The organism is Pyxidicoccus caerfyrddinensis (assembly GCF_010894405.1).
Taxonomy (GTDB): Bacteria; Myxococcota; Myxococcia; order Myxococcales; family Myxococcaceae; genus Myxococcus; species Myxococcus caerfyrddinensis.
In genome coordinates this window covers 90564-111528 of sequence record NZ_JAAIYA010000001.1, presented here as the reverse complement: position 1 = coordinate 111528, position 20965 = coordinate 90564, and the positions used below count along the sequence as shown (strand labels likewise).

General features: G+C 70.0%; 12 protein-coding genes. 10 read left to right on the top strand and 2 right to left on the bottom strand.

Annotation, left to right across the window (positions count from 1 at the left end; all coding sequences use genetic code 11):
* Positions 1–164 precede the first annotated feature (164 nt).
* Positions 165–629: a DUF2267 domain-containing protein gene (locus G4D86_RS00415; RefSeq protein WP_163988164.1), complete on the top strand. Its 465-nt coding sequence runs from the start codon at positions 165–167 to the stop codon at positions 627–629.
* A gap of 12 nt (positions 630–641) precedes the next feature.
* Here the strand turns inward: G4D86_RS00415 and G4D86_RS00410 are convergent, their stop codons facing one another.
* Both G4D86_RS00410 and nhaA read right to left on the bottom strand, forming a co-directional pair.
* Positions 642–2336 (bottom strand): ABC1 kinase family protein, encoded by a 1695-nt coding sequence (locus G4D86_RS00410; RefSeq protein WP_163988162.1) that lies wholly within the window; start codon positions 2334–2336, stop codon positions 642–644.
* A 23-nt stretch (positions 2337–2359) separates the two neighbouring features.
* Complete coding sequence (gene nhaA / locus G4D86_RS00405) at positions 2360–3718, bottom strand: Na+/H+ antiporter NhaA (RefSeq protein ID WP_205519444.1); 1359 nt, start codon at positions 3716–3718, stop codon at positions 2360–2362.
* A gap of 148 nt (positions 3719–3866) precedes the next feature.
* Between nhaA and mutS the strand changes: the two genes are divergently transcribed.
* The 9 genes from mutS (at position 3867) to G4D86_RS00360 (ending at position 20870) form a co-directional block, all read left to right on the top strand.
* Complete coding sequence (mutS, locus tag G4D86_RS00400; protein ID WP_163988158.1) at positions 3867–6632, top strand: DNA mismatch repair protein MutS; 2766 nt, start codon at positions 3867–3869, stop codon at positions 6630–6632.
* 79 nt (positions 6633–6711) lie between these two features.
* A complete protein-coding gene (locus tag G4D86_RS00395; protein WP_163988156.1) occupies positions 6712–7740 on the top strand; it encodes a DUF3616 domain-containing protein in 1029 nt (342 codons plus the stop codon).
* Between the two features lie 88 nt (positions 7741–7828).
* Positions 7829–8593 carry a DUF3592 domain-containing protein gene (locus G4D86_RS00390; protein ID WP_163988154.1) on the top strand — a complete coding sequence of 255 codons (765 nt, stop codon included), beginning with the start codon at positions 7829–7831 and terminating at the stop codon, positions 8591–8593.
* Positions 8594–8677: 84 nt separating this feature from the next.
* On the top strand, positions 8678–10498 hold the full coding sequence (locus G4D86_RS00385) for an N-acetylmuramoyl-L-alanine amidase (protein WP_163988151.1): 1821 nt from the start codon (positions 8678–8680) through the stop codon (positions 10496–10498).
* A 92-nt stretch (positions 10499–10590) separates the two neighbouring features.
* Positions 10591–12021, top strand: coding sequence for a GTPase HflX (gene hflX, locus G4D86_RS00380; RefSeq protein ID WP_163988150.1), 1431 nt, complete (start codon positions 10591–10593; stop codon positions 12019–12021).
* A 157-nt stretch (positions 12022–12178) separates the two neighbouring features.
* Complete coding sequence (locus tag G4D86_RS00375; protein WP_163988148.1) at positions 12179–13183, top strand: fatty acid desaturase family protein; 1005 nt, start codon at positions 12179–12181, stop codon at positions 13181–13183.
* A 173-nt stretch (positions 13184–13356) separates the two neighbouring features.
* Positions 13357–15657 (top strand): hypothetical protein, encoded by a 2301-nt coding sequence (locus G4D86_RS00370; protein ID WP_163988146.1) that lies wholly within the window; start codon positions 13357–13359, stop codon positions 15655–15657.
* 238 nt (positions 15658–15895) lie between these two features.
* Positions 15896–18244, top strand: a complete 2349-nt coding sequence (locus G4D86_RS00365) for a M4 family metallopeptidase (RefSeq protein ID WP_163988145.1) — start codon at positions 15896–15898, stop codon at positions 18242–18244.
* A gap of 193 nt (positions 18245–18437) precedes the next feature.
* Positions 18438–20870, top strand: a complete 2433-nt coding sequence (locus G4D86_RS00360) for a helicase-related protein (RefSeq protein WP_163988143.1) — start codon at positions 18438–18440, stop codon at positions 20868–20870.
* Positions 20871–20965: the final 95 nt, after the last annotated feature.

The following is a 20965-nucleotide window of genomic DNA, read 5'->3' as shown; positions in this document are numbered from 1 at the left end:
CCCTCCCCGGGGGACGGGGCGGGCGTCCGGGCGGGCTCCCGTCCCGGGGCTCGCGGCGGGAGGTGCCGTCTTCCTTCCGCTGATGCCCGCGCGCGGCATGGCCACCATGACGGACGTCGGGTGGCGTGGGCACACGCAGCCACCGCGAGCAAGGAGACGACCCCATGGCGCAGCACACCGAACCCCCTCGTGACGTTTCCAAGGAGCCGGTGAAGGAGCGGGACGAATCCCTGGAGCTTCAGCCCTTCCTGGACGAGCTGCAGAACAGTCAGGAGCTGCGGGTGAACAAGGTGGAGGCGCGCCATGCGGCCGAGGCCGTGTTCTGCACCCTGGCCCGGCGCCTGTCCGACGGCGAGGACGTGAAGCTGATGCGCGCGCTGCCCGGAGGCATCGGCGAGCTGCTCGGCGCCTGCACCATCCACCGGGGTCCGTCCCACGCGAGGCGCATGGGGCGTGACGAGTTCATCGGTGACGTGGCGGACCACCTTCGCATCCCGGTGGACCAGTCCTTCCGCATCGTGACGGCCGTGTTCACCGCCATCAGAGACCGCATTCCCGAGGACGAGGTGGCGGCCGTGGCCTCGCAGCTCCCCGCGGACCTCGCGGACCTGTTCCGCCGTCCGGTGTAACCGCGAGGGGGCCTACCTGCGCCTCTGCGGCTTCTTCAGCCAGCGGCTGAGGCTCACCTTGCCCAGCCGCCGCCCGCCGAAGAGGTACCAGGTGAAGACGGCGCCGAACAGCGCCGCCGCGAAGGCGATGCCCACCACGCCCAGCACCGGCACGTTGCCGTACATCCACGGCTTGGGCGCGAAGGCGATGAACGCCCCCACGATGAAGCCGCACGCGCACAAGCCAAGGAAGGCAATCACCGCCGCGCTGCGGATGTTCTCGTTCAGCTTCTCGAACTGGTCCGCGCGCACCGTGACGGTGAACTTGCCGGACTCCATGTCCAGGAGAATCTGCGACAGCTGCGTGGGCAGGTCCGCCGCCATGGACTGGAAGCGCAGGAGCGTCCGCATCAGCCCGCCCTGCAGCTGCGACGGGTCATACCGCCCGGCGAGCAGCTCCTTCGCGTACGGCAGCGCCACCTCGATGATGTTCATCTCCGGGTAGAGGCTGCGCAGCATGCCCTCCGTGGAGACGGACGCGCGGCTAAGCAGCGCGTACTCCTTCGGAATCCGGATGCGGTACTTCACCGCGAGGTCCAGCAAGTCTCGCAGCAGCGAGCGCGTGTCCACCTGCCCCAGCGTGGTGGCGAGGTGCTGGCCGAGAATCCCGTCGATGTCGTTGCGGAAGCCCACCAGGTTGGCGCGCGCATCCGGCACGCCCACCCGGTAGAGGATGCGCGCCACCGAGTCGCTGTCCTTCAGCGCCACCGAGAGGCACAGCATCACCAGCGTCTCCTGCATCTGCCGCGTCAGCCGCCCCACCACGCCGAAGTCCAGCAGCGCCAGCCGGTTGCCCTCCAGGAGGAGGATGTTTCCCGGGTGCGGGTCGCCGTGGAACAGGCCGTCCGTGAAGAGCTGGCGGAAGCTCGCCTCCAGGATGTTCTTCGCGATGACCTTCCGGTCCTCCTCGGGAAGCTGCGCCTGGTTGATCTTCACCCCGCGGATGAACTCCAGCGTCAGCACCGTGCGGCTCGACAGCGAGGCATAGACGCGCGGAATCTTGAGGTACGTCCGCTCGCGGTGGGTCTCCAGGAAGGCGCGGACGTTGTCGGCCTCGTTGAGGAAGTCCAGCTCCTCGTGGATGGCCCGGTCGAACTCGTCGACGATGCCGGTGGGCGTGTAGACGCCCGTCTCCTCCACCACGGCCTCCAAGAGGCGCGCCAGGCCGCGCAGCACCCCCAGGTCCGAGTCGATGCTCGCGGCAATGCCCGGCCGCTGCACCTTCACCACCACCTCCTCGCCCTCCAGCGTGACGGCCCGGTGCACCTGCGCGATGGACGCGGCGGCCAGCGGCGTCGGGTCTATCTGCGCGAACAGCTCCTGCACGTCCTTGCCCAGCGAGTCGCGAATCTGCGCGTGCACCTGCTCCAGGGGGATGGGGACCACGTGGTCCTGGAGAAGGGACAGTTCGTCGATGAACTCCGCGGGCAGCAGGTCCGCGCGGGTGGAGAGCACCTGGCCCAGCTTGATGAAGGTGGGGCCCAAATCACTGAGCAGCATGCGGAAGCGCCGGGCGGTGGACGCGCGCTGCGTCTCCGGGGAGACCTCCACCTTCTCCTTGCGGCCCAGCATGCGCCACAGGCCGGCGCGCTCGGCCAGCTCGCCAAAGCCGTGGCGCGCCGCGATGACGGAGATCTGCCGAACGCGGTTGAGGTCCTGGAAAATCACGTACGCCGCCCTTTGTCCCTACGTTACGCCGGGGCCACCGGCTTCGCCACGAACCGCAGCAGCACGTAGCCCACCACCGCCGACAGGAGCGAGCCCACCAGGATGCCCAGCTTGGCCTCCCTCAAAAGCTCCGGCTCCTTCAGGAAGGCCAGCCCCGCCACGAACAGCGCCACGGTGAAGCCGATGCCCGCCACCACCGCCACGCCGTGCAGCTGCCCCACGCCCGCCCCGCCCGGCATGTCGGACACCCGTGCCTTCACCGCCGCCCACGTGAAGGCGAAGATGCCCAGCTGCTTGCCGGCGAAGAGGCCCACGATGATGCCCAGCGGCAGGGGCTTCAAGAGGTCCCCCCAGCCCATGCCCTCCAGGGAGATGCCGGAGTTGGCCAGCGCGAACAGGGGGACGATGCCGTAGGCCACGTACGGGTGCCACAGGTGCACGAAGCGGTTGAGCGGCGGCTCCAGGTCCTCCAGGCGCTCCTCGATGTAGAGAATCTGCGCGCCGCGCACCTGCTCGTCGCCCACCTCCCGGACGCACTGCGAGGCGAAGCCGGCCAGCTCCTCCAGCACCTCCCGGCCGCCGCGCGTGGGGAGCGCGGGGATGAACAGCCCCAGCGCCACTCCGGACAGCGTGGCGTGGATGCCCGCGTGGTGCATGGCGTACCAGAGCGCCGCCCCCGCCACGAGGTACACCATGCCGCTGCGCACGTAGAAGCGGTTGAGCACGAGCAGCACCGCCAGCACGCCCGCGCTCACGAGCAGCCACTCCACGTGCAGCCCGCTGCCGTAGAAGAGGGCGATGACGAGGATGCCGCCGATGTCGTCGAAGATGGCCAGCGCGGTGAGGAACACCACCAGCCCGTGGCCCACCCGGGCCTTCACCAGCGTGAGGCAGCCGATGGCGAAGGCGATGTCCGTGGCCATGGGAATGGCCCAGCCCGCCATGGACGGGGTGCCGTGGTTGAAGGCGATGTAGAGCAGCGCGGGCACCACCATGCCGCCCAGCGCGGCGATGAGCGGCAGCAGCGCCCGGGAGAAGGTGCGCAGCTCGCCCGAGGTCAGCTCGCGCTTGATCTCCATGCCCACCACGAAGAAGAAGAGCGTCATCAGCCCGTCGTTGACGAGCTCGCGGAAGCTGAAGCCCGCCCGCATGCCGTCCAGGCCCATCTCCAGGTGGGCATCGAACAGGGCGTTGTAGGCACCGGCCCAGGGGGAGTTGGCCCACACCATGGCGGCCACCGCCGAGAGCGCCAGGAGGATGCCGCTGCTGGCCTCCAGCCGGAAGAAGGCCTGGAGGGGGAACAGGGCGGCACGGAAGAGGGCCGGTACGGGGGGCGGCGGCGAGGCTCGCGGCGGGGGCGTCGTCGGGGGCGTCTCCATGATGCGGACACCTTGCACGGCCGGGCGGACGGGCGCACCCGTTTTCGGCCGGAGGGCGGCGGCGAGTGTCGGCGGCGGATGATAAAGGAACGCGGCAGGTAGGGTGGCGGGTTCGTTGATCCGCAGGTCGGGTCGTGAGAGAAGGGCAGGGATGGCCGTGACGCAGCAGGCGAAGGCAGTGAAGGCAGCGGTGGACCTCCCCGGGGACGTGACTCCAGACGTCGGCCAGGGGACGGGCGAGGGAGCGGGCGCGCGGGAAATCGCCTCCCTGACACCGATGATGCGGCAGTACCTGGAGCTGAAGGCCCTCCACCCGGACTCGGTGCTGTTCTTCCGGCTGGGGGACTTCTACGAGATGTTCTTCGAGGACGCGGTGCGCGCCTCGGAGCTGCTGCAGATCACCCTCACCGCGAGGGCCAAGGGCGCGGACAAGATTCCCATGTGCGGGGTGCCGTACCACTCGGCGCGCCGCTACATCGCCCGGCTCATCAACGAAGGCCTGAAGGTCGCCATCTGCGAGCAGGTGGAGGAGGCCGGCAGCGGGCCCGGCATCGTCCGGCGGGACGTCACGCGGGTGATTACGCCCGGCATGGTGCTGGACGACGAGGTGCTGGAGCCGCAGGCCAGCAACTTCCTCGCGGCCGTGTGCTGGGGCGAGCGGGGCTGGGGCGCGGCGCTGCTGGAGGCGTCCACCGGCGAGTTCATGGCATTGGAGGCGGCCACGTCCGCGGAGCTGGCGGAGGCGCTGTCGCGCGTGGAGCCCCGGGAGCTGCTGGTACCGCAGGGGCAGCGCAACTCGCCGGAGGTGGCGCAGTTGTGCGGCCGGCTGTCGCGCACGCCGGCGGTGGCGGAGGGTGAGTCCGCGGGCTTCGAGCCGACGCGGGCGGGCAACTACCTGCGCAGCCACTTCTCCGTGCAGTCGCTGTCCGCCTTCGGGCTGGACGACTCGCCCCTGGCCACCGGGGCGGCGGGCGCGGCACTGCGCTACCTCAAGGACACGCAGAAGACGCCCGCGGCGCACGTGGACCGGCTGAGCCGCCAGGAGCGCGCCGGCAACCTCCTGATGGACGAGTCCTCCCGGGCCAACCTGGAGGTGCTGCGCTCCCAGCGGGACGGCGGGCGCAAGGGCTCGCTGCTGGGGGTATTGGACAGGACGGTGACGAGCCTGGGCGCGCGCAAGCTGGCGCGCTGGCTGGCGTCTCCGCTGGGCTCGCTGCCGGAAATCCATGCGCGGCTGGACTCCGTGGAGGAGCTGTCCGGGCGCAGCGTGTGGCGCGAGGAGCTGGCCACCATCCTCAAGGAGGTGGGCGATCTGGAGCGGCTGTGCGGCCGGCTGTCGCTGGGCGCGGGCAACGCCCGGGACCTGCGCGCGCTGGGCGTGTCGCTGGCGGGGCTGCCCCGGCTGGGGACGGCGCTGGCTCGGTGCCAGTCCACGCTGCTCAAGTCGCTGTCCGGGCCGCTGACCGCGCTGCCGGAGCTGGCGGAGCTGCTGGGCCGCGCGGTGGCGGACGAGCCGCCGGTGGTGCTGAAGGAGGGCGGGATGATCCGCCCCGGCTTCGACGCGGAGCTGGACCGGCTGGTGGCGCTGTCCACGTCGGGCAAGGACGTGCTGCTCCAGATAGAGGCGCGGGAGAAGGAGCGCACGGGCATCTCCTCGCTGAAGGTCCGCTACAACAAGGTCTTCGGGTACTACCTGGAGGTGACGAAGTCGAACCTGCACCTCGTGCCCTCGGACTACATCCGCAAGCAGACGACGGTGGGGGCGGAGCGCTTCGTCACGCCGGAGCTGAAGGAGCACGAGGAGCAGGTGCTCACCGCGGAGGAGCGCCGGTGCGTGCTGGAGCTGCAGCTCTTCGAGGAGCTGCGGGCGAAAGTCGTGGCGGAGGCGCCGCGCATCCGCTCGGCGGCGGAGGCGGTGGCGGCGTGTGACGCGCTCCTGTCCTTCGCGCGCTGCGCGGCGGAGTACGGCTACACGCGGCCGGAGGTGGACGCGTCGGAGGTGCTGCAGATCACCTCCGGCCGGCACCCGGTGGTGGAGCGCATGCTGGGGGCGGGCGAGTCCTTCGTCCCCAACGACGTGCGGATGGACCCGGAGGACGCGCAGCTGCTCGTCATCACCGGCCCCAACATGGCGGGCAAGAGCACGGTGATGCGGCAGGTGGCGCTGACGGCGCTGATGGCGCAGGCGGGCTCGTTCGTTCCGGCGAAGGCGGCGCGCATCGGCCTGTGTGATCGCATCTTCACGCGCGTGGGCGCGGCGGACAACCTGGCGCGCGGGCAGTCCACCTTCATGGTGGAGATGACGGAGACGAGCCACATCCTCCACCACGCCACGCGCAAGAGCCTCATCATCCTGGACGAGATTGGCCGCGGCACGTCCACCTTCGACGGGCTCTCCATCGCCTGGGCGGTGGCGGAGCACCTGCACGACACGGTGGGCGCGCGGGCGCTGTTCGCCACGCACTACCACGAGCTGGTGGACCTGGCCCGCGAGCGGCCCCGGGTGAAGAACCTGTGCGTCGCCGTGAAAGAGCAGGGCGGCAAGGTCATCTTCCTGCGCAAGCTGGTGCCGGGCGGGGCGAGCCGCTCATACGGCATCGAAGTGGCGAAGCTGGCCGGCCTTCCGCCGGAGGTGGTGTCCCGGGCGCGTGAGCTGCTGCAGAACCTGGAGTCGGGCGAATTGGACGACGCGGGCCGGCCCCGGGTGGCGGTGCGGCAGTCGGGGAAGAAGGGCACTCCGGCGGGGCAGCTCGGGCTGTTCGTGGCGGAGCCGGCGCCCGTGCTCCAGCCGTCGGCTCCGGCGCTGTCGCCCGCGCAGCAGAAGGCGCTGGACACGCTGAAGGCCGTCACCGTCGACCGGATGACGCCGCTGGACGCGCTGAACCTGCTGGCGCGGCTGCAGCGGGAGCTGGAGTAGCGCGGCTCGGCTGTCGGTCAGATTACAGAGCGTTTACCGCCCCTTCCCGGGGACTCCCTTCGTGCAAAGAAGGGAGCCCATGAGGCTGGTTTTCATCTGTGTGGGAGTCCTGGCCACGGGCTGCGCCGCCCGGGCTGTTTCCGAGCAACAGTCCGTCGCCCCCGCTGCGAGCGCGGCGGCGGACGCGCGAGCCTCCGTCGTCTTCGAGGGGATGTGTGATGCCTCGGGCGCGGTGGCGCTCGGGGGTGACTTGTTCGTGGTGGGGGACGACGAGGACAACATCCTCCGCGTCTACGACGCCCGGCGCGGCGGCGCCCCGGTGCGGAGCGTGGACCTGTCTCCGGACCTGGAGCTGCCCACGAAGAAGAAGCCCCCGGAGGCGGACATCGAGGCGGCGACGGGACTGGGCTCGCTGTCCTTCTGGCTCACGTCGCATGGCCGGAACAGCTCCGGCAAGAAGCAGCCGAGCCGCCTGCGCTTCTTCGCCACCGAGGAGACGGACGGAGGCCCGAAGCTGGTGGGGCAGCCGTACTCGCACCTCTTGGATGACCTGCTCGCGGACCCGCGCATGGCCCCCTTCGCGCTCGAGCACGCCGAGGGGCTGGCGCCGAAATCGCCGGGCGGGTTGAACATCGAGGGCCTGACGGCGATGGCGGATGGCACGTCGCTCCTCATCGGCTTCCGCAGCCCGGTGCCCCAGGGCCGCGCGCTGGTGGTGCCGCTGCTGAACCCGACGGAGGTGGTGCGCGAGGGGGCGCGGGCCCGCCTGGGCGAGCCGAGGCTCCTGGACCTGGGCGGACTTGGCATCCGCTCGCTGTCGTGGTGGCACGGGCGCTACGTCATCATCAGCGGGGCCACCGCGAGCGAGGCGACGTCCCGCCTGTTCACCTGGCGCGGCGGGGACGATGCGCCCGTGCCCGCCTCGGAGGTGGACCTCACCGGGCTGAACCCCGAGGCCTTCTTCACGCCGGAGCAGGCGGAGGAAATCCTGCTCCTGAGCGATGACGGCACGGTTCCGCTCGACGGGGTGGAGTGCAAGCGATTGAAGGACCCGGCGCGCAAGCGCTTCCGCGGCGTCTGGGTGCGGCTGCCGCCCGAGCCGAAGTGATGCGCCTTACGCCGCGTCGTCGGAGTTGCTCGGGCCGAGGAGCAGGCGTGAGAAGCCACGGGCCGAGGTGGGGTAGGCTGGCCGCCGCATGCAGCTGGCCATTCCCCATGCCCCCCGGAAGGTGCGACTGACGCAGGTGCCCGGCGCGGTGGTGCGCCTCGTGCGAGGCGTGGTGCTGGGCCTCGCCTTCATCGCGCTCCTCGGCACCGGGGCGGCGTGGGCCGGGCGCTTCTTCGTGGAGGAGCAGGGCTTCACCGCGCGCGCCGAGGAAATCGACGGGCTGGTGGTGGCCACGCGCCTGCCGCCCAAGGATGCGCGTGACGGAGCGGAAGGCGCACTCGAGGTGCTCTACACGTTCCAGGACCGCGAGCACTCCGTCTCCGGCGTGCGCACCTACGCCGAGTACGCGGAAGGGCTGGGGCGGGGCGCGAAGGTGAAGCTGCTGGTGGACCCGGCCGTGCCGGACCGTCCTCGCGAGGCGGGCTTCGCGCGGGCCCGGGCCACGCGGGTGGGACTGCTGCCCTGGGGCCTGGGCCTGGGCGCACTGGTGGCGGTGGGGCTCTTCTCATGGGAGGTGCGGCGGCTCTGGCGCGCGGAGGTGGAGCCGCTGCGGCTGGGCGCGCTGGTGTGGCTGACGCCGGACGGGCCGCTCCCGGAGTCGCGGGGCGAGGTGTCCTTCCCCGCGCACTACTTCCGGCAGGACGTGAAGCACGCGGTGCGCGCGCGGGTGCGGCCGGGGCGGGCGCCGGTGCGCAACGCGGAGAAGGTGCTGGCGGCGGTGGTGCCCCGTCAGCCCGGCTGGGCGCGCGTCATCGACCAGGAGCTGGCGAAGGAGCTGGGCTGGGTGCGCTGACGGGAAGGGGAGGGGCCGAAAATTTGCCGGTGACATGGGGCCGTGTGACACACGCCTGTAGCTCCTTGTCCGCCGGAGGAATCCATGCGCCTCGCTCTCGTGCTGCCCGTGCTGCTGTTGCTCGTCCCGGGCGCGGTGGGAGCGGCGAAGCGCAATGAGGCCGAGGAGGCCTACCAGGGCGCCCGGCGCTCCTACTACGCGCTGAAGGATGACGCGTCTCGGCGCAAGCTGCGCCACCACTGGCTCAACGTGGTGCGCAAGTTCGAGGCGGTGGCCACGCGCCACCCGAAGTCGGACCGCGCCCCGGATGCCCTCTTCACCGCCGCCGAGCTGCTCCAGGAGCTGAGCCGCGTCTCCTTCGTCGAGGACGACCTGAAGGCCGCCATCTCCCACTACAAGCAGGTCCGCGAGGACTACCCGAAGCACCGGCTCGCGGACGACGCCGCGCTGGCGCTGTCTCGCATCTACGTGAATCGGTTGGACCAGCCGGACGTGGCGCGGCGCATCCTGACGGAGACGCTCGCGAAGAATGGCAAGGGAGACCAGGCGAAGGACATGAAGGCGCTGCTGGCCACGCTGCCCGCGCCCGCGAAGTCCGCTCCGGCGAGCAAGCCCGCGCCCGTGAAGCCCGCGTCCCCCGCCGCTGACGAGCGCGCCTCCGCGGTGGCGCAGGTGTCCCCGCCGGCCGAGCGCTCGGGCTCGGCGCTGGTGGGCGCCATCGAGAAGCTCGCGCGGGAGCCGTCGCCGATGATTCCCCGGTTGGATCCGAACACGCCCGCGGCCAACCACGAGGACGAGGAGAAGGGGCTGGATGGAGCGGTGGCGGCGGCACTTGCGGCGAAGGAGGCCCGGGCCGCGACGGTGGCTCCGAAGAAGCCGTCGGATGAGCTGGAGTCCCAGTCCGCCGCCGCGGAGCCGGTCGCCGTGGCCGCCGCGCCGAAGAAGCCGGCCGCCGAGAAGGAGCCCGCCCGGGACCTGAAGGCCGTCGCGCCGAAGCCCTCGGCCGAGCCGGCCCCTGTCGTCGCTGCGGCGGAGAAGGCCGAGGCGAAGGGGAACACGAAGGACTCCGAGGCGCCGTACACCATCGTCGTCGCGCCGCCCGAGCCGCCGAAGCCCATCACCCGTCCGGTGGACGAGAAGGTGGCGCAGGCGCGGCTGAAGGCGGTGTCCAAGCAGTCGCGCGGCGCGGAGCTGACGCTGGCGGAGCAGCTCGGGCTGAAGGTGCGGCGCGTGGTCATCGACCCGGGGCACGGCGGTCACGACACGGGCGCCATCGGCAAGGAGAAGACGCGCGAGAAGGACGTGGCGCTGTCCATCGCGAAGAAGCTGGCGGAGGAGCTGCGCGAGAAGGGCCTGGAGGTGGTGCTGACGCGCGACGATGACCGGTTCATCCGCCTGGAGGACCGGGCGAAGTTCGCCAACGCGGAGCATGGAGACTTGTTCATCTCGGTCCACTGCAACGCGGCGGCGAGCCGCAAGCTGCGCGGCGTGGAGACGTACACGCTGAACACGTCGGCGGACCGCTACTCCATCCGGCTGGCGGCGCGGGAGAACCAGTCGTCGGAGAAGGGCATCAGCGACTTGCAGTTCATCCTGGCGGACCTGGCCACGAAGGCGAACACCGAGGAGTCGTCGCGGCTGGCGAACCAGGTGCAGCGCAACATGGTGACGGGCCTGTCGCGCAAGTACACGGGCATCAAGGACCTGGGGCACAAGGAGGCGCTGTTCTACGTGCTGCTGGGCGTGAAGATGCCGGCCATCCTGGTGGAGACGTCCTTCTTGTCGAATCCGGAGGACGAGGAGCGCCTGGCCTCGGGCGCGTTCCAGACCGAGGTGGCGAAGGCGATTTCGCAGGGCGTGGAGGACTTCCTCGACGACCGCGGCCGCGTGGCGAAGGTGGACTGAGGGAAGCAGGGGAGCGCAGCGGCAGCTCTCCTGGCCGGCCGTGGTGAACACGAGTCGTCCGCCGCGGACCTCGACGTGTTACGAGCGTCCGCATGTCCAAGAACCTACCCGCACGCCCTCGCGCCGTCCTCGTCGGCGTCCAGTTCCCCAGCGTCTCGGACACGGAGCACGCCGCGGACCTCGCGGAGCTCCGCCGGCTGGTGCACACGCTGGGCTATGACGCCGTGGCGACGGTGACCCAGCGCCGCTCGGGGCTGGCCTCCGGGACGGTGCTCGGCACGGGAAAGCTCAAGGAGCTGGCCGCGCTCACCGGTGGACCCGGCGTGATTACGTCCGGAGCTCGCAACCAGACCTCCAAGGCCCGCGCGAAGTGGGAGGCCGAGGAGGAGGGCGCGCCCGAGGCGGAGGCGTCCGGCGCGCAAGAGGGTGACGCCGAGGCCGAGGAGGAAGAGGCCGAGCCGACGGAGGAGCCCACCGACGTTGAAGAAGCCGCCGCGGCCGGGCCGCGTCCCACGGTGGTGGTCGTCGACCACGAGCTGTCGCCCAGCCAGCTTCGCAACCTCGAGAAGGCCACCGGCGCGCTGGTGATGGACCGCACCGGCGTCATCGTCGACATCTTCCATCGGCACGCGCGGAGCCACGAGGCGCGCATGCAGGTGGAGATTGCCCGGCTCAACTACCTCGCGCCCCGGCTGCGCGAGTCCTCGGGAGGCAGTGAGCGCCAGCAGGGCCGTGGCGCCGGTGACTCCGCCGTGGAGCTCGACCGGCGCAAGATTCGCGACCGGCTCGCGGAGCTGCGCGAGGGGCTCGCCGCCATCGAAAGGGAGCAGGACAACCGCCGGTATGCCCGCCGGGATCAGCTCCGGGTGGCGCTGGTCGGCTACACCAACGCGGGCAAGTCCTCGCTGATGCGCGCCCTCACCGGCAGCGAGGTGCTGGTGGCGGACCAGCTCTTCGCCACGCTCGACACCACCGTGCGCGCGCTGCACCCGGAGACGCGGCCGCGCGTGCTCGTCTCCGACACGGTGGGCTTCATCCAGAAGCTGCCGCACGACCTCGTCGCCTCCTTCCGCTCTACCCTGGACGAGGCGCTGGAAGCCTCGCTGCTGCTCTACGTGGTGGACGCGTCCGACCCGACGTGGGACGCGCAGCTCGAAGTCACGCGGACGGTGCTCCGCGAGATTGGCGCGGATGCCGTTCCGAGCCGCCTGCTCCTGAACAAGGTGGACCGGCTGGATGACGCGGCGCGCGAGGCCCTGCGGGCCCGTCACCCGGACGCCATCCTGCTGTCGGCCCACCGGCCGGAAGACGTCGCGGCACTGCGGCGGAGCATCCTCCAGTTCTTCGAGGCGTCGATGGTGGAGGCCGACCTGGTGATTCCGTACGCCAACCAGGGGCGCATCGGCGAGGTGTACGAGCACACCACGGTGCTCTCCCAGGAGTACGACGAGAGCGGGAGCAAGCTCCGGGTGCGCGGTCTTCCCGGCGCGATTGCCCGGCTCACCCAGGCGTTCCAGGCGTGACGCGAGCGGCCGCACGGTCGGGCGCCTCGACGCACTGCGGCTGGGCAGGCAGGCGGGAGCGTCCCTCCGGCTGACGGACCCATGACATGGGCATGGCACAAGCCCGAGGTGTTGCGTCGTGACTCGACGTCCCCGCACACCTCGGAGCCCTGCATCCATGGACCGGACACCCCAGATCGCCGACAAGGAGCTCCTTGCGCGGACACGCCCCTTCGCCGTGCAGGACACCGCGAGGGCAGGGTGGAACATCGCCGCCACCTATGGCGCGCTGGTAGCGGCTGTCGCCATCGCCGCCGCCGCGCCGTGGTGGCCGCTGAGAATCGTGGGCCTGTTCCTGGAGGCGCTCGTCCTCGTCCGCGCCTTCATCCTCTTCCATGACTTCATGCACGGGGCCCTGCTGCCCGGCTCGCGCGTGACGCGGTGGCTCTTTCACGCGCAGGGCATCCTGACGCTCACGCCCGCGCGCATCTGGAACGACACCCACAACCACCACCACGCCAACACCGCGCGCCTCGCCGCCTCCGCCGCAGGCACGTTCACGACGTGGACCACGGACACGTGGAACAAGGCCTCGCGCTGGCAGCGGCTCGCGTATGTCGTCGAGCGGCATCCGCTGACGTTCGCCACCGGCTACTTCACCGCGTTCCTGCTGAGCCTGTGCGTGGTGCCTTTCCTGAAGAACCCGCGCCGGTACGCGTCGTCGGGGCTCGCGGTGCTCGTGCACCTCACGCTGTCGGTGGTGGTCTGGCGCGTGTTCGGTCCCGGCGTCTACCTCTCCGCGTTCCTCGGTCCGCTCGTGGCCGCGTACGCGCTGGGCGTCTACCTCTTCTATTCGCAGCACAACTTCCCGGACGTCGCGATTCGCGCCGAGGAGCAGTGGACGCACGCGGGCTCGGCGCTGGAGGCCTCGAGCTACCTGGCCTGTGGGCCCGTGCTGGCGTGGTTCACCGGCAACATCGGCTACCACCACGTCCACCACCTGAACCCGCGCATTCCGTTCTACCGGCTGCCGGAGGCCATGGCCGCCATCCCCGAGCTGCAGCACCCGCGAGTCACGACGCTGAACGTGACGGACGTGCTCGCGTGCCTGCGGCAGAACCTGTGGGACCCGGAGCAGGGACGGATGGTCCGCTACAGCGAGGCCCAGGTCCACTCCGCGTAGTCCACCCAGAAGATTCCGGAGCGGGTGAACGCCCTCGATGAGCGGGGGTACGAGGCGTCTCGCCGCCACGGTGCGGGCGACCGGAACTGCCAGTCAGGTGCGTATGGTGACTGGCCTCCCAGAAGACAGGGAAGGGCCGTGGTCTACCCATTCCCGCTGGAGAGAATCCCGCCATGCGCATCCCCCGTGTCGCGCTGCTGCTCCTCACGCCCCTGCTGGCCCTCGTGGCCTGCTCGCCCACTTCGAACGAACCGGAAGCAGCATCCAAGACGGAGAGGCCCACCCCCGCCACGTCCTCGGCGGGACTGGTGGACCCGCCCTTCCTCGGCGTGGACGAGCTGTGGGGCCGTGAGGGCCTGGGCCCCTGGCGCGGCGGCCAGCTCTTCCACGTCCAGGGCAACCTCGTGGAAGTGTGGAACGACGCCGGCAATCTCGCGATGCGCCAGTTCCGCGCACCCGCCTCGGGCGCCGGGCTGGAGCTCGTCTGGGAGGGGACGCACGCAGAGGGCTACGGCACCCACCTCCTCGTCCTGGGCGACAGCATCATCCAGTTCTGGGACAACAACGGTCGGCTGGGAATGATGCAGTACCGGCTGCGCGCCAACGGCATCGGCTTCGACGAGGTGTGGGCCACCGCGAACATCGGGGAGGGCTACTCCACCCGGTTCTTCGCCCTGGGCAACAACCTCATCCAGCTCTGGAACAACAACGGGCAGACGGCCACCATCCACTATGCCCTGGACACGGATGGCAGCGGCTTCGTGTGGCGGGCCAACCAGACGCACGCCGAGGGCCATGGCCTCGAGTACGTCGCGTACGGCGACAGCCTCCTGCAGTTCTGGGACAACAACGGACACGTGGGCGCCATCCAGTACCGCCTGCGCGCGGATGGCCAGGGCCTGGACGAGGTCTGGGGGGACGCGGACCTGGAGCGGCCCTGGGGAGGGGAGTTCCACGTCATCGGACAGGACGTGCTGCAGCTGAGGAACAACAACGGGCGTCTGGCGATGGTCCGGTACGCCCCGCTCGCGCCCCAGGGCTTCGCCGCGCAGCCCGAGCAGCCCGACGTGGGCACGGGCTTCGGGCCCCGGCAGCTGGTGGTGGGCTCCACGCTCGTGCAGCTGTGGAATGCCAATGGACGCCTGGGAGTGCTCTCCCACGTGCGCGAGCCGAATGAATCGCAGTACACGTGGAAGGGGGGCGTGGACATGTTCGCGCCCTACGACGGCAATTTCCTCGCCATGGGGAACGTGCTGGTCCAGGCCCGTGACGTCAACGGCCAGCTCGCGCTGCTCCAGTACGGGCTCGCGGGCTGCTACAGCACGCCCCACCTGACGCAATACGGTTACTACAACTACTACAACATGCTCAATGCTCCGGCGTTGAACCTCGCGGAGCTGAAGGACCACACGAACCTGGCGCCCGTGTACATGTTCCCGCAGGCGGACGCCCGGGCACCCGAGACGGTGTTCCCGGCGCTGCACGCCGCGGGCATGAAGGGCCTGGTCTTCCTCTGGGGCGGGGAGCTGGAGGATGGCCACGGCAAGCTCATCACCGGCTGCAGCGCGGCCGAGAAGGCGGTGTGGCTGCCGAAGTGGACCGCGCTCGCCAACCGGCTGCAACCCTACGTCAACGACATCGGCGGGCTGTACTTCGAGGAGATGCACTGGCGGCAGCTCCACGGGTACTACGTGGATAAGCACGGTCCGATGCGGACGGCTCCCGTCTCGCCCGACACCGTGCTCGCGGACCTGGAGCTGACCAATCAGCGCCTGTCCTGCCTGCTGCAGCAGGTGCGCGCCGACTTCCCCAACACGAAGATCGTCCTGGCGGAGACGCCGGAGATCTTCTCCGGGGACCTCCGGGGCATCCGCCCGAACCTCCTCTGCAAGAGCTGCGTGGCGCAGGTGCGGATTCCCAAGGAGGTGGACTTCCTGGGGACCTACTTCTACCAGGCAGACCCCAGCGGGTTCCGGGCGGCGAGCCAGCGCGTGAGGAGCAGCTGCAACACGTGGTCGGAGTGGGATGCGTACAACTGCCTCGAGAATGGCGATCAGCCGGCCTGCATCCGCCATGCGGCGCAGACCACCACCTGCGTGGAGACCCTTGACGGCTACCAGTTGTCGGACGCGATGCAGGCGAAGCTCCAGCCCCCGTCGCCGCTGCAGAACGAGCAGCGGCTCTTCGCGATTCCGGCCTCCAACACGCACCCCGCCGCGAATGCGACGGAGCGCGCCCAGGCCTCGCTGGCGCGGCGCTCGCTCCTCAACAACCTCTACGCCATGGCCGCGAACAACCCGCGCTACGTGGGACTCTTCTCCTACTACTGGGCGGCCTCCTACGAGGAGCCATTGCCGGAGCCGGGCGCCTGGCTCGTCGATGAGAACGGGCTGGGTCGGCTCCCGCTGAACAACCCCCTGCGCAAGCGGTACTGGGACGTCGGGCGCTGCATCCTGCCCGGCCGCCCCCTGTAGCGCGTCGACTGCACGCGGGGAGGGGAGCTCAATGTGTCACGCACTCTGAGTATCAATAACACCTTGATTTCCCCGAATTCTACGCTTAGAGTGATTCGGCCAGTGCGATGACCGCGCACGGCCTGTAGCGCGCAGTGTCTCGTCGCGCGCAGCAGGGCGGTGCCGTCCCCTGACGGCACCGCGTCAGCTCCGGCCGCGCAATGCGGCTGTCCCCGTCACACCGCGTGGAGCCCGATTCGTGAAACATCCTCTCCAACACCGCCCGACCTCCCTTGCCGTCGCCACCTCCTTGTTCCTCGCCGCGGGCACCGCCTCCGCGGCGAGCCGCGTCGACCTGCACCTGCAGGACGTCGGTGCGATCCGCCAGCAGAGCGCGGGCCTCGCCGCCGCCGGCGGCCCCGCCGGCCATGCCCGGGCCCTCGGCCTCGACGCTGACTCGGGCCTGCTCCTGCTCGACCGCATCAGCGACCGCGGGGTGCGCAATCACCGCTACCAGCAGACCTTCCGTGGCATCCCGATCTTCGGCGAGCACGTCATCGTCAACGAGGACGCCAACGGTGAGCTCCGCGCGCTGTTCGGGCGCAAGGTCACCGGGCTGGAGCGGGACATCCAGGACGTCACCCCCCGCCTCTCCGCCGCGCAGGCGCTGGACGTCGCCCGGGGTGCCGGTCTCGGCAACCGCGTTGCCGCCATGCTCCTCTCCGATGAGAAGTCCCAGCTGATGATCTTCATCGACGACGAGGGCCGCGCCCACAAGGCCTACGTCGTCAGCTACTTCGCCGACACCTTCGGTGGCGGTTCGCCGACCCGCCCGGTGGTGGTCGTCGACGCGGACAATGGCCGCGTGCTCGCGCAGTGGGAGAACCTGCAGCACGTGCTGGTCGGCACGGGACCCGGCGGCAACCTCAAGACGGGCCAGTACGAGTACGGCACGAACTACGGCTATCTGGACGTGGCCCAGTCGGGCACCACGTGCACGATGAGCAACGCCAACGTCGCGACCGTCAACCTCAACCACGGCACGTCCGGCTCCACCCCGTTCTCCTATACGTGTCCTCGCAACACGGTGAAGAACATCAATGGGGCCTACTCGCCGCTCAATGACGCGCACTTCTTCGGCGGCGTCATCTTCAACATGTATCAGGCCTACATCGGCAAGGCTCCGCTGACCTTCCAGCTGACCATGCGGGTGCACTACGCCACCAACTACGAGAACGCCTTCTGGAATGGCACGGCGATGACGTTTGGCGACGGGTACACGACGTTCTACCCGCTGGTCAGCCTCGACGTCGCCTCGCATGAAGTCTCACACGGCTTCACCGAGCAGAACTCGGGGTTGATCTATTCCAGCCAGTCGGGCGGCATCAATGAAGCCTTCTCCGACATCGCCGGCGAGGCCGCCGAGTACTACATGCGCGGCAGCAATGACTTCCTGGTCGGCGCCGATATCTTCAAGAGCAGCGGTGCGCTGCGATACATGGCCAATCCGCCGCTGGACGGCGCCTCCATCGGCCATGCCTCCAATTACTACGAAGGCCTGGACGTGCATTACTCGTCCGGCGTGTACAACAAGGCCTTCTACCTGATTGCCACCAGGCCGGGCTGGAACACGCAGAAGGCCTTCCAGGTCTTCGCTCGCGCCAACGACCTGTATTGGACCCCGAGCACGAACTTCAACCAGGGCGCATGCGGCGTGCAGACCGCGGCGCAGGACTACGGCTACAACGTCTCCGACGTCTCCGCGGCCTTCGCCTCGGTCGGCGTCAACTGCGGCGGCGCAGTCGAGCTGTTCCGGCAGACGGACACCAGCGGCAAGCTCACCATCGCCGTGTTCGAGCGCTATTCGACGACGAGCGCTGGTATCAACACCAACTTCGCGGTGAGCGTGCCTGGCGACTTCGTGGTGGTCGGCGGCGGCGGTGAGGGCAAGGAAGGCCCGTCGGGCAACCTGCTGACCGCCTCGTATCCGGATTCCGGGCTGACCTCGTGGCTGGTCTCCACCAAGGACCACCTCGAGTCGGATCCGGTGCAGGTGCGCGCCTGGGCCATCGGGCTGAAGGTCGCGGGGCTGACCCCGGCGCAGCTGCGTGGGTACCTGACCGTCAGCTCGGCGACGAGCGCCTCTGTCGCCCATCCCGACGTCACCGCGACCCTGCCGGCGGGCTTCGTGCTGGTGGGCGGCGGAATCAAGGTGAACTGGAGCGGTAACGGCAATCTCGCCACCGCGTCCGCGCCCTCCGGCGCGAGCGCCTGGCGCGTGCGCTCGAAGGACCACAAGGAGTCCTCGCCCGCGACGGCGCAGGCGTACGCGATTGGCATCAGCAGCTCGATTCCGGGCGTCGGTACCATCGGCAATGTCATCAACGGCGGCACCTCGGCGGTCGCCGCGCACCCGAGCTACACGATGGGCCTGAGCACGGGCTATGCGCTCAGCGGCTGCGGCGCGTTCGTGAACTGGAGCGGCGCCGGCAATCTGCTGTGGCGGATCAAGCCGGTCAACTCGGGCTGCGCGGTCGCGTCGAAGGACCACATCGACTCCTCGCCGGCTTCCATCTCCGGCTACGCGATTGGCCTTCGCGCGTTCTAGGCGTTCGCGGTACCGGTGAGGATGCCGTGGACAGGAGGGCTGCCTTCGGGGGCCCTCCTGTCGCCGTCGGACGACGGGGCCTCCGGCGGAGCCATTACGGCCGGGCGCCGGGTTGGTACACGGGTCGCCGTGCTCAGCCTCTCGGAGGCCCAACCCCAGGGCGGAGGGGCGTGGCTGCGGTTAGACTTCGCGAATGCATTCCAGCCCATCCAGCCGGTCGTCCGTCGTCGTGGCGGAGCTGGGGCCTACGAATACAGGGAAGACCCACCGAGCCATCGAGCGCATGCTCGAGCACGACACGGGCATGATGGGGTTGCCGCTGCGCCTGCTTGCTCGTGAGGTCTACGACCGGGTGACCGCTCGGGTGGGCGAGGGCCGGGTGGCGCTGATGACGGGCGAGGAGAAGCGCCTGCCGCCGCGCCCCGACTACTGGATCTGCACCGTCGAGGCGATGCCGACCGACAAGCAGGTCGACTTCCTCGCCGTGGATGAAATCCAGCTCGCCGCCCACCGCGAGCGTGGGCACGTCTTCACCGACCGGTTGCTCCATGCGCGAGGGCGCCGGGAGACCTGGTTCCTGGGCGCGGACACGATGCGGCCGATGGTGCAGGGGCTCATCCCCCACGCGTCGGTGAAGCGCGCCACCCGCCTGTCCCAGCTTCGCTATGCCGGGCGTCGCTCCCTGAAGAGCCTGCCTCCGCGCTCGGCCGTGGTCGCGTTCTCCGCGGACCGCGTCTACGAGCTCGCCGAGGCGCTGCGCCGCCTCCGGGGCGGAGTGGCCGTGGTGCTCGGAGCGCTGTCTCCGAGAACGCGGAATGCCCAGGTGGCGATGTACCAGGCAGGGGAGGTCCAGTACCTCGTGGCGACGGATGCCATCGGGATGGGACTGAACCTGGACCTCAACCACGTGGCCTTCGCGGGGCTCTCCAAGTACGACGGCGCCGAGCAGCGAGACCTCTTCCCGGACGAGATGGCGCAGATTGCCGGCCGCGCGGGGCGCCACCTGAATGACGGCAGCTTCGGCACCCTGAACACGCTGCCCGAGCTGCATCCGCGCGTCGTCTCCGCCATCGAGTCACACCGTTTCCCCGCGGTGCGAAGCCTCATCTGGCGCAACGCCGAGCTCGACTTCGCGAGCCCGGAGGCCCTGCTGGATTCACTGTCCCGGGCTCCGCAGCACAATGCCTTCGTGCGGGTGGAGCGCGCGGACGACTTCGACGCGCTCAAGGACCTCTCGCACGTCCCGGCCATTCGAGACGTCGCCACGGACAGGGCCCGGGTCGAGCTGCTGTGGCAGGTCTGCCAGATTCCGGACTTCCGCAAGGGGCTCTTCGGCCAGCACGTGACGCTGCTGCGTGAGACCTTCCTCCAGCTCACCGACGGTGACGGGAAGCTGGAACACGACTGGCTGTCCAGGCAGGTCTCGCCGCTCGACGATGTCTCCGGAGACATCCACACGCTGATGGACCGGCTGGCCGCCATCCGCATCTGGACGTACATCAGTCATCGCTCGAGCTGGCTGCACGACGCCGAGCAGTGGCAGGAGCGCACCCGCCATATCGAGGACGCGCTGGGGGACGCCCTGCATGAGCGGCTCGTGGAGCGCTTCGTGCAGCGGGCCGCACGCAGGAGCGCGCGCCGCTTCGTGAGGGCCACCGCACAGCCTGCACCCGGGTCGGACAGCCCCTTCGCCAAGTTGGGGCAGTTGCTCGGGGAGATGCCGGACGCTGACGGCGCCGTGCTGACGGAGGAGCAGTTCGTCCAGCGCGTGGTCGACGCGACGCACGACGCGTTCCAGGTGGATGCGTCGGGAAGCATCTCGTTCGAAGGGCAGCCGCTGGCCCGTCTGGTTCACGGGAGGGACCGGCGCACGCCGCAGCTCGCGCTGGCGGAGCCGGAGGTGTGGACGGGAGGCGCGCGGCAGCGGCTCGAGCGCCGCTTGGTGGCGCTCGCGAGGGACCTCGTCACCGAGGCGATGGGTGGCTTTCCAGCCGAGGCCCTCACCGGAGCGGGGCGCTCCGCGGCGATGCGCGGTGTCGCCTACCGCCTGGCCGAGGGGCTGGGGGTGATTTCCCAGGGCGAGGCGCGCGAGCAGTGGCGGCTCCTGGACGATGCGGCCCGGGAGCACTTGAGGACGCTGGGCGTGCGCGAGGGACAGCGCTTCCTCTACGTGGAGGCGGCGCTCGCACCGCATGCGCTCGAGCGCCGCTGCATGCTGACGGCGCTGTTCCAGCAGCGTCCTTCACCCAGGGGCGCTCCGCGAGAGCCGGTGCTCGAAGTCACCGAGCTGGGCGGCCGGGATGCGCGGGCCTTTGGCTACGCGGTGTTCGGTCCCGTGGCGCTGCGCATCGACATCGTCGAGCGGCTCGGTGAAGCGCTGCGCCACCCACACGGGGCCCGGCAGGTGCACGCGCTGATGCAGGAGCTGGGGCTGGAGAGCGGTCTTCGCACGCGGGTGCTGCGAGAGCTCGGAGGTCCTTCCGGGGGCGCTCCGGCGAAGCGGCGGCGGCGACGGCGGGGAGGCAAGCCGGTGGCGACGGCTCGTGACACGAATGGCGCCACCGGGCAGACGGCTCACCCGACTGTGCGCACCGCCTCGCGCAGTGCGCCTGACGGCAAGCTGTAGACATGTGCCTGGAGGGACTGTGGATGTAGTGTATTGACGGGAAATTACATACTCGCAGCTTAGTGTTGGCTAGCGAGAATTTCTTAAATTGCTAG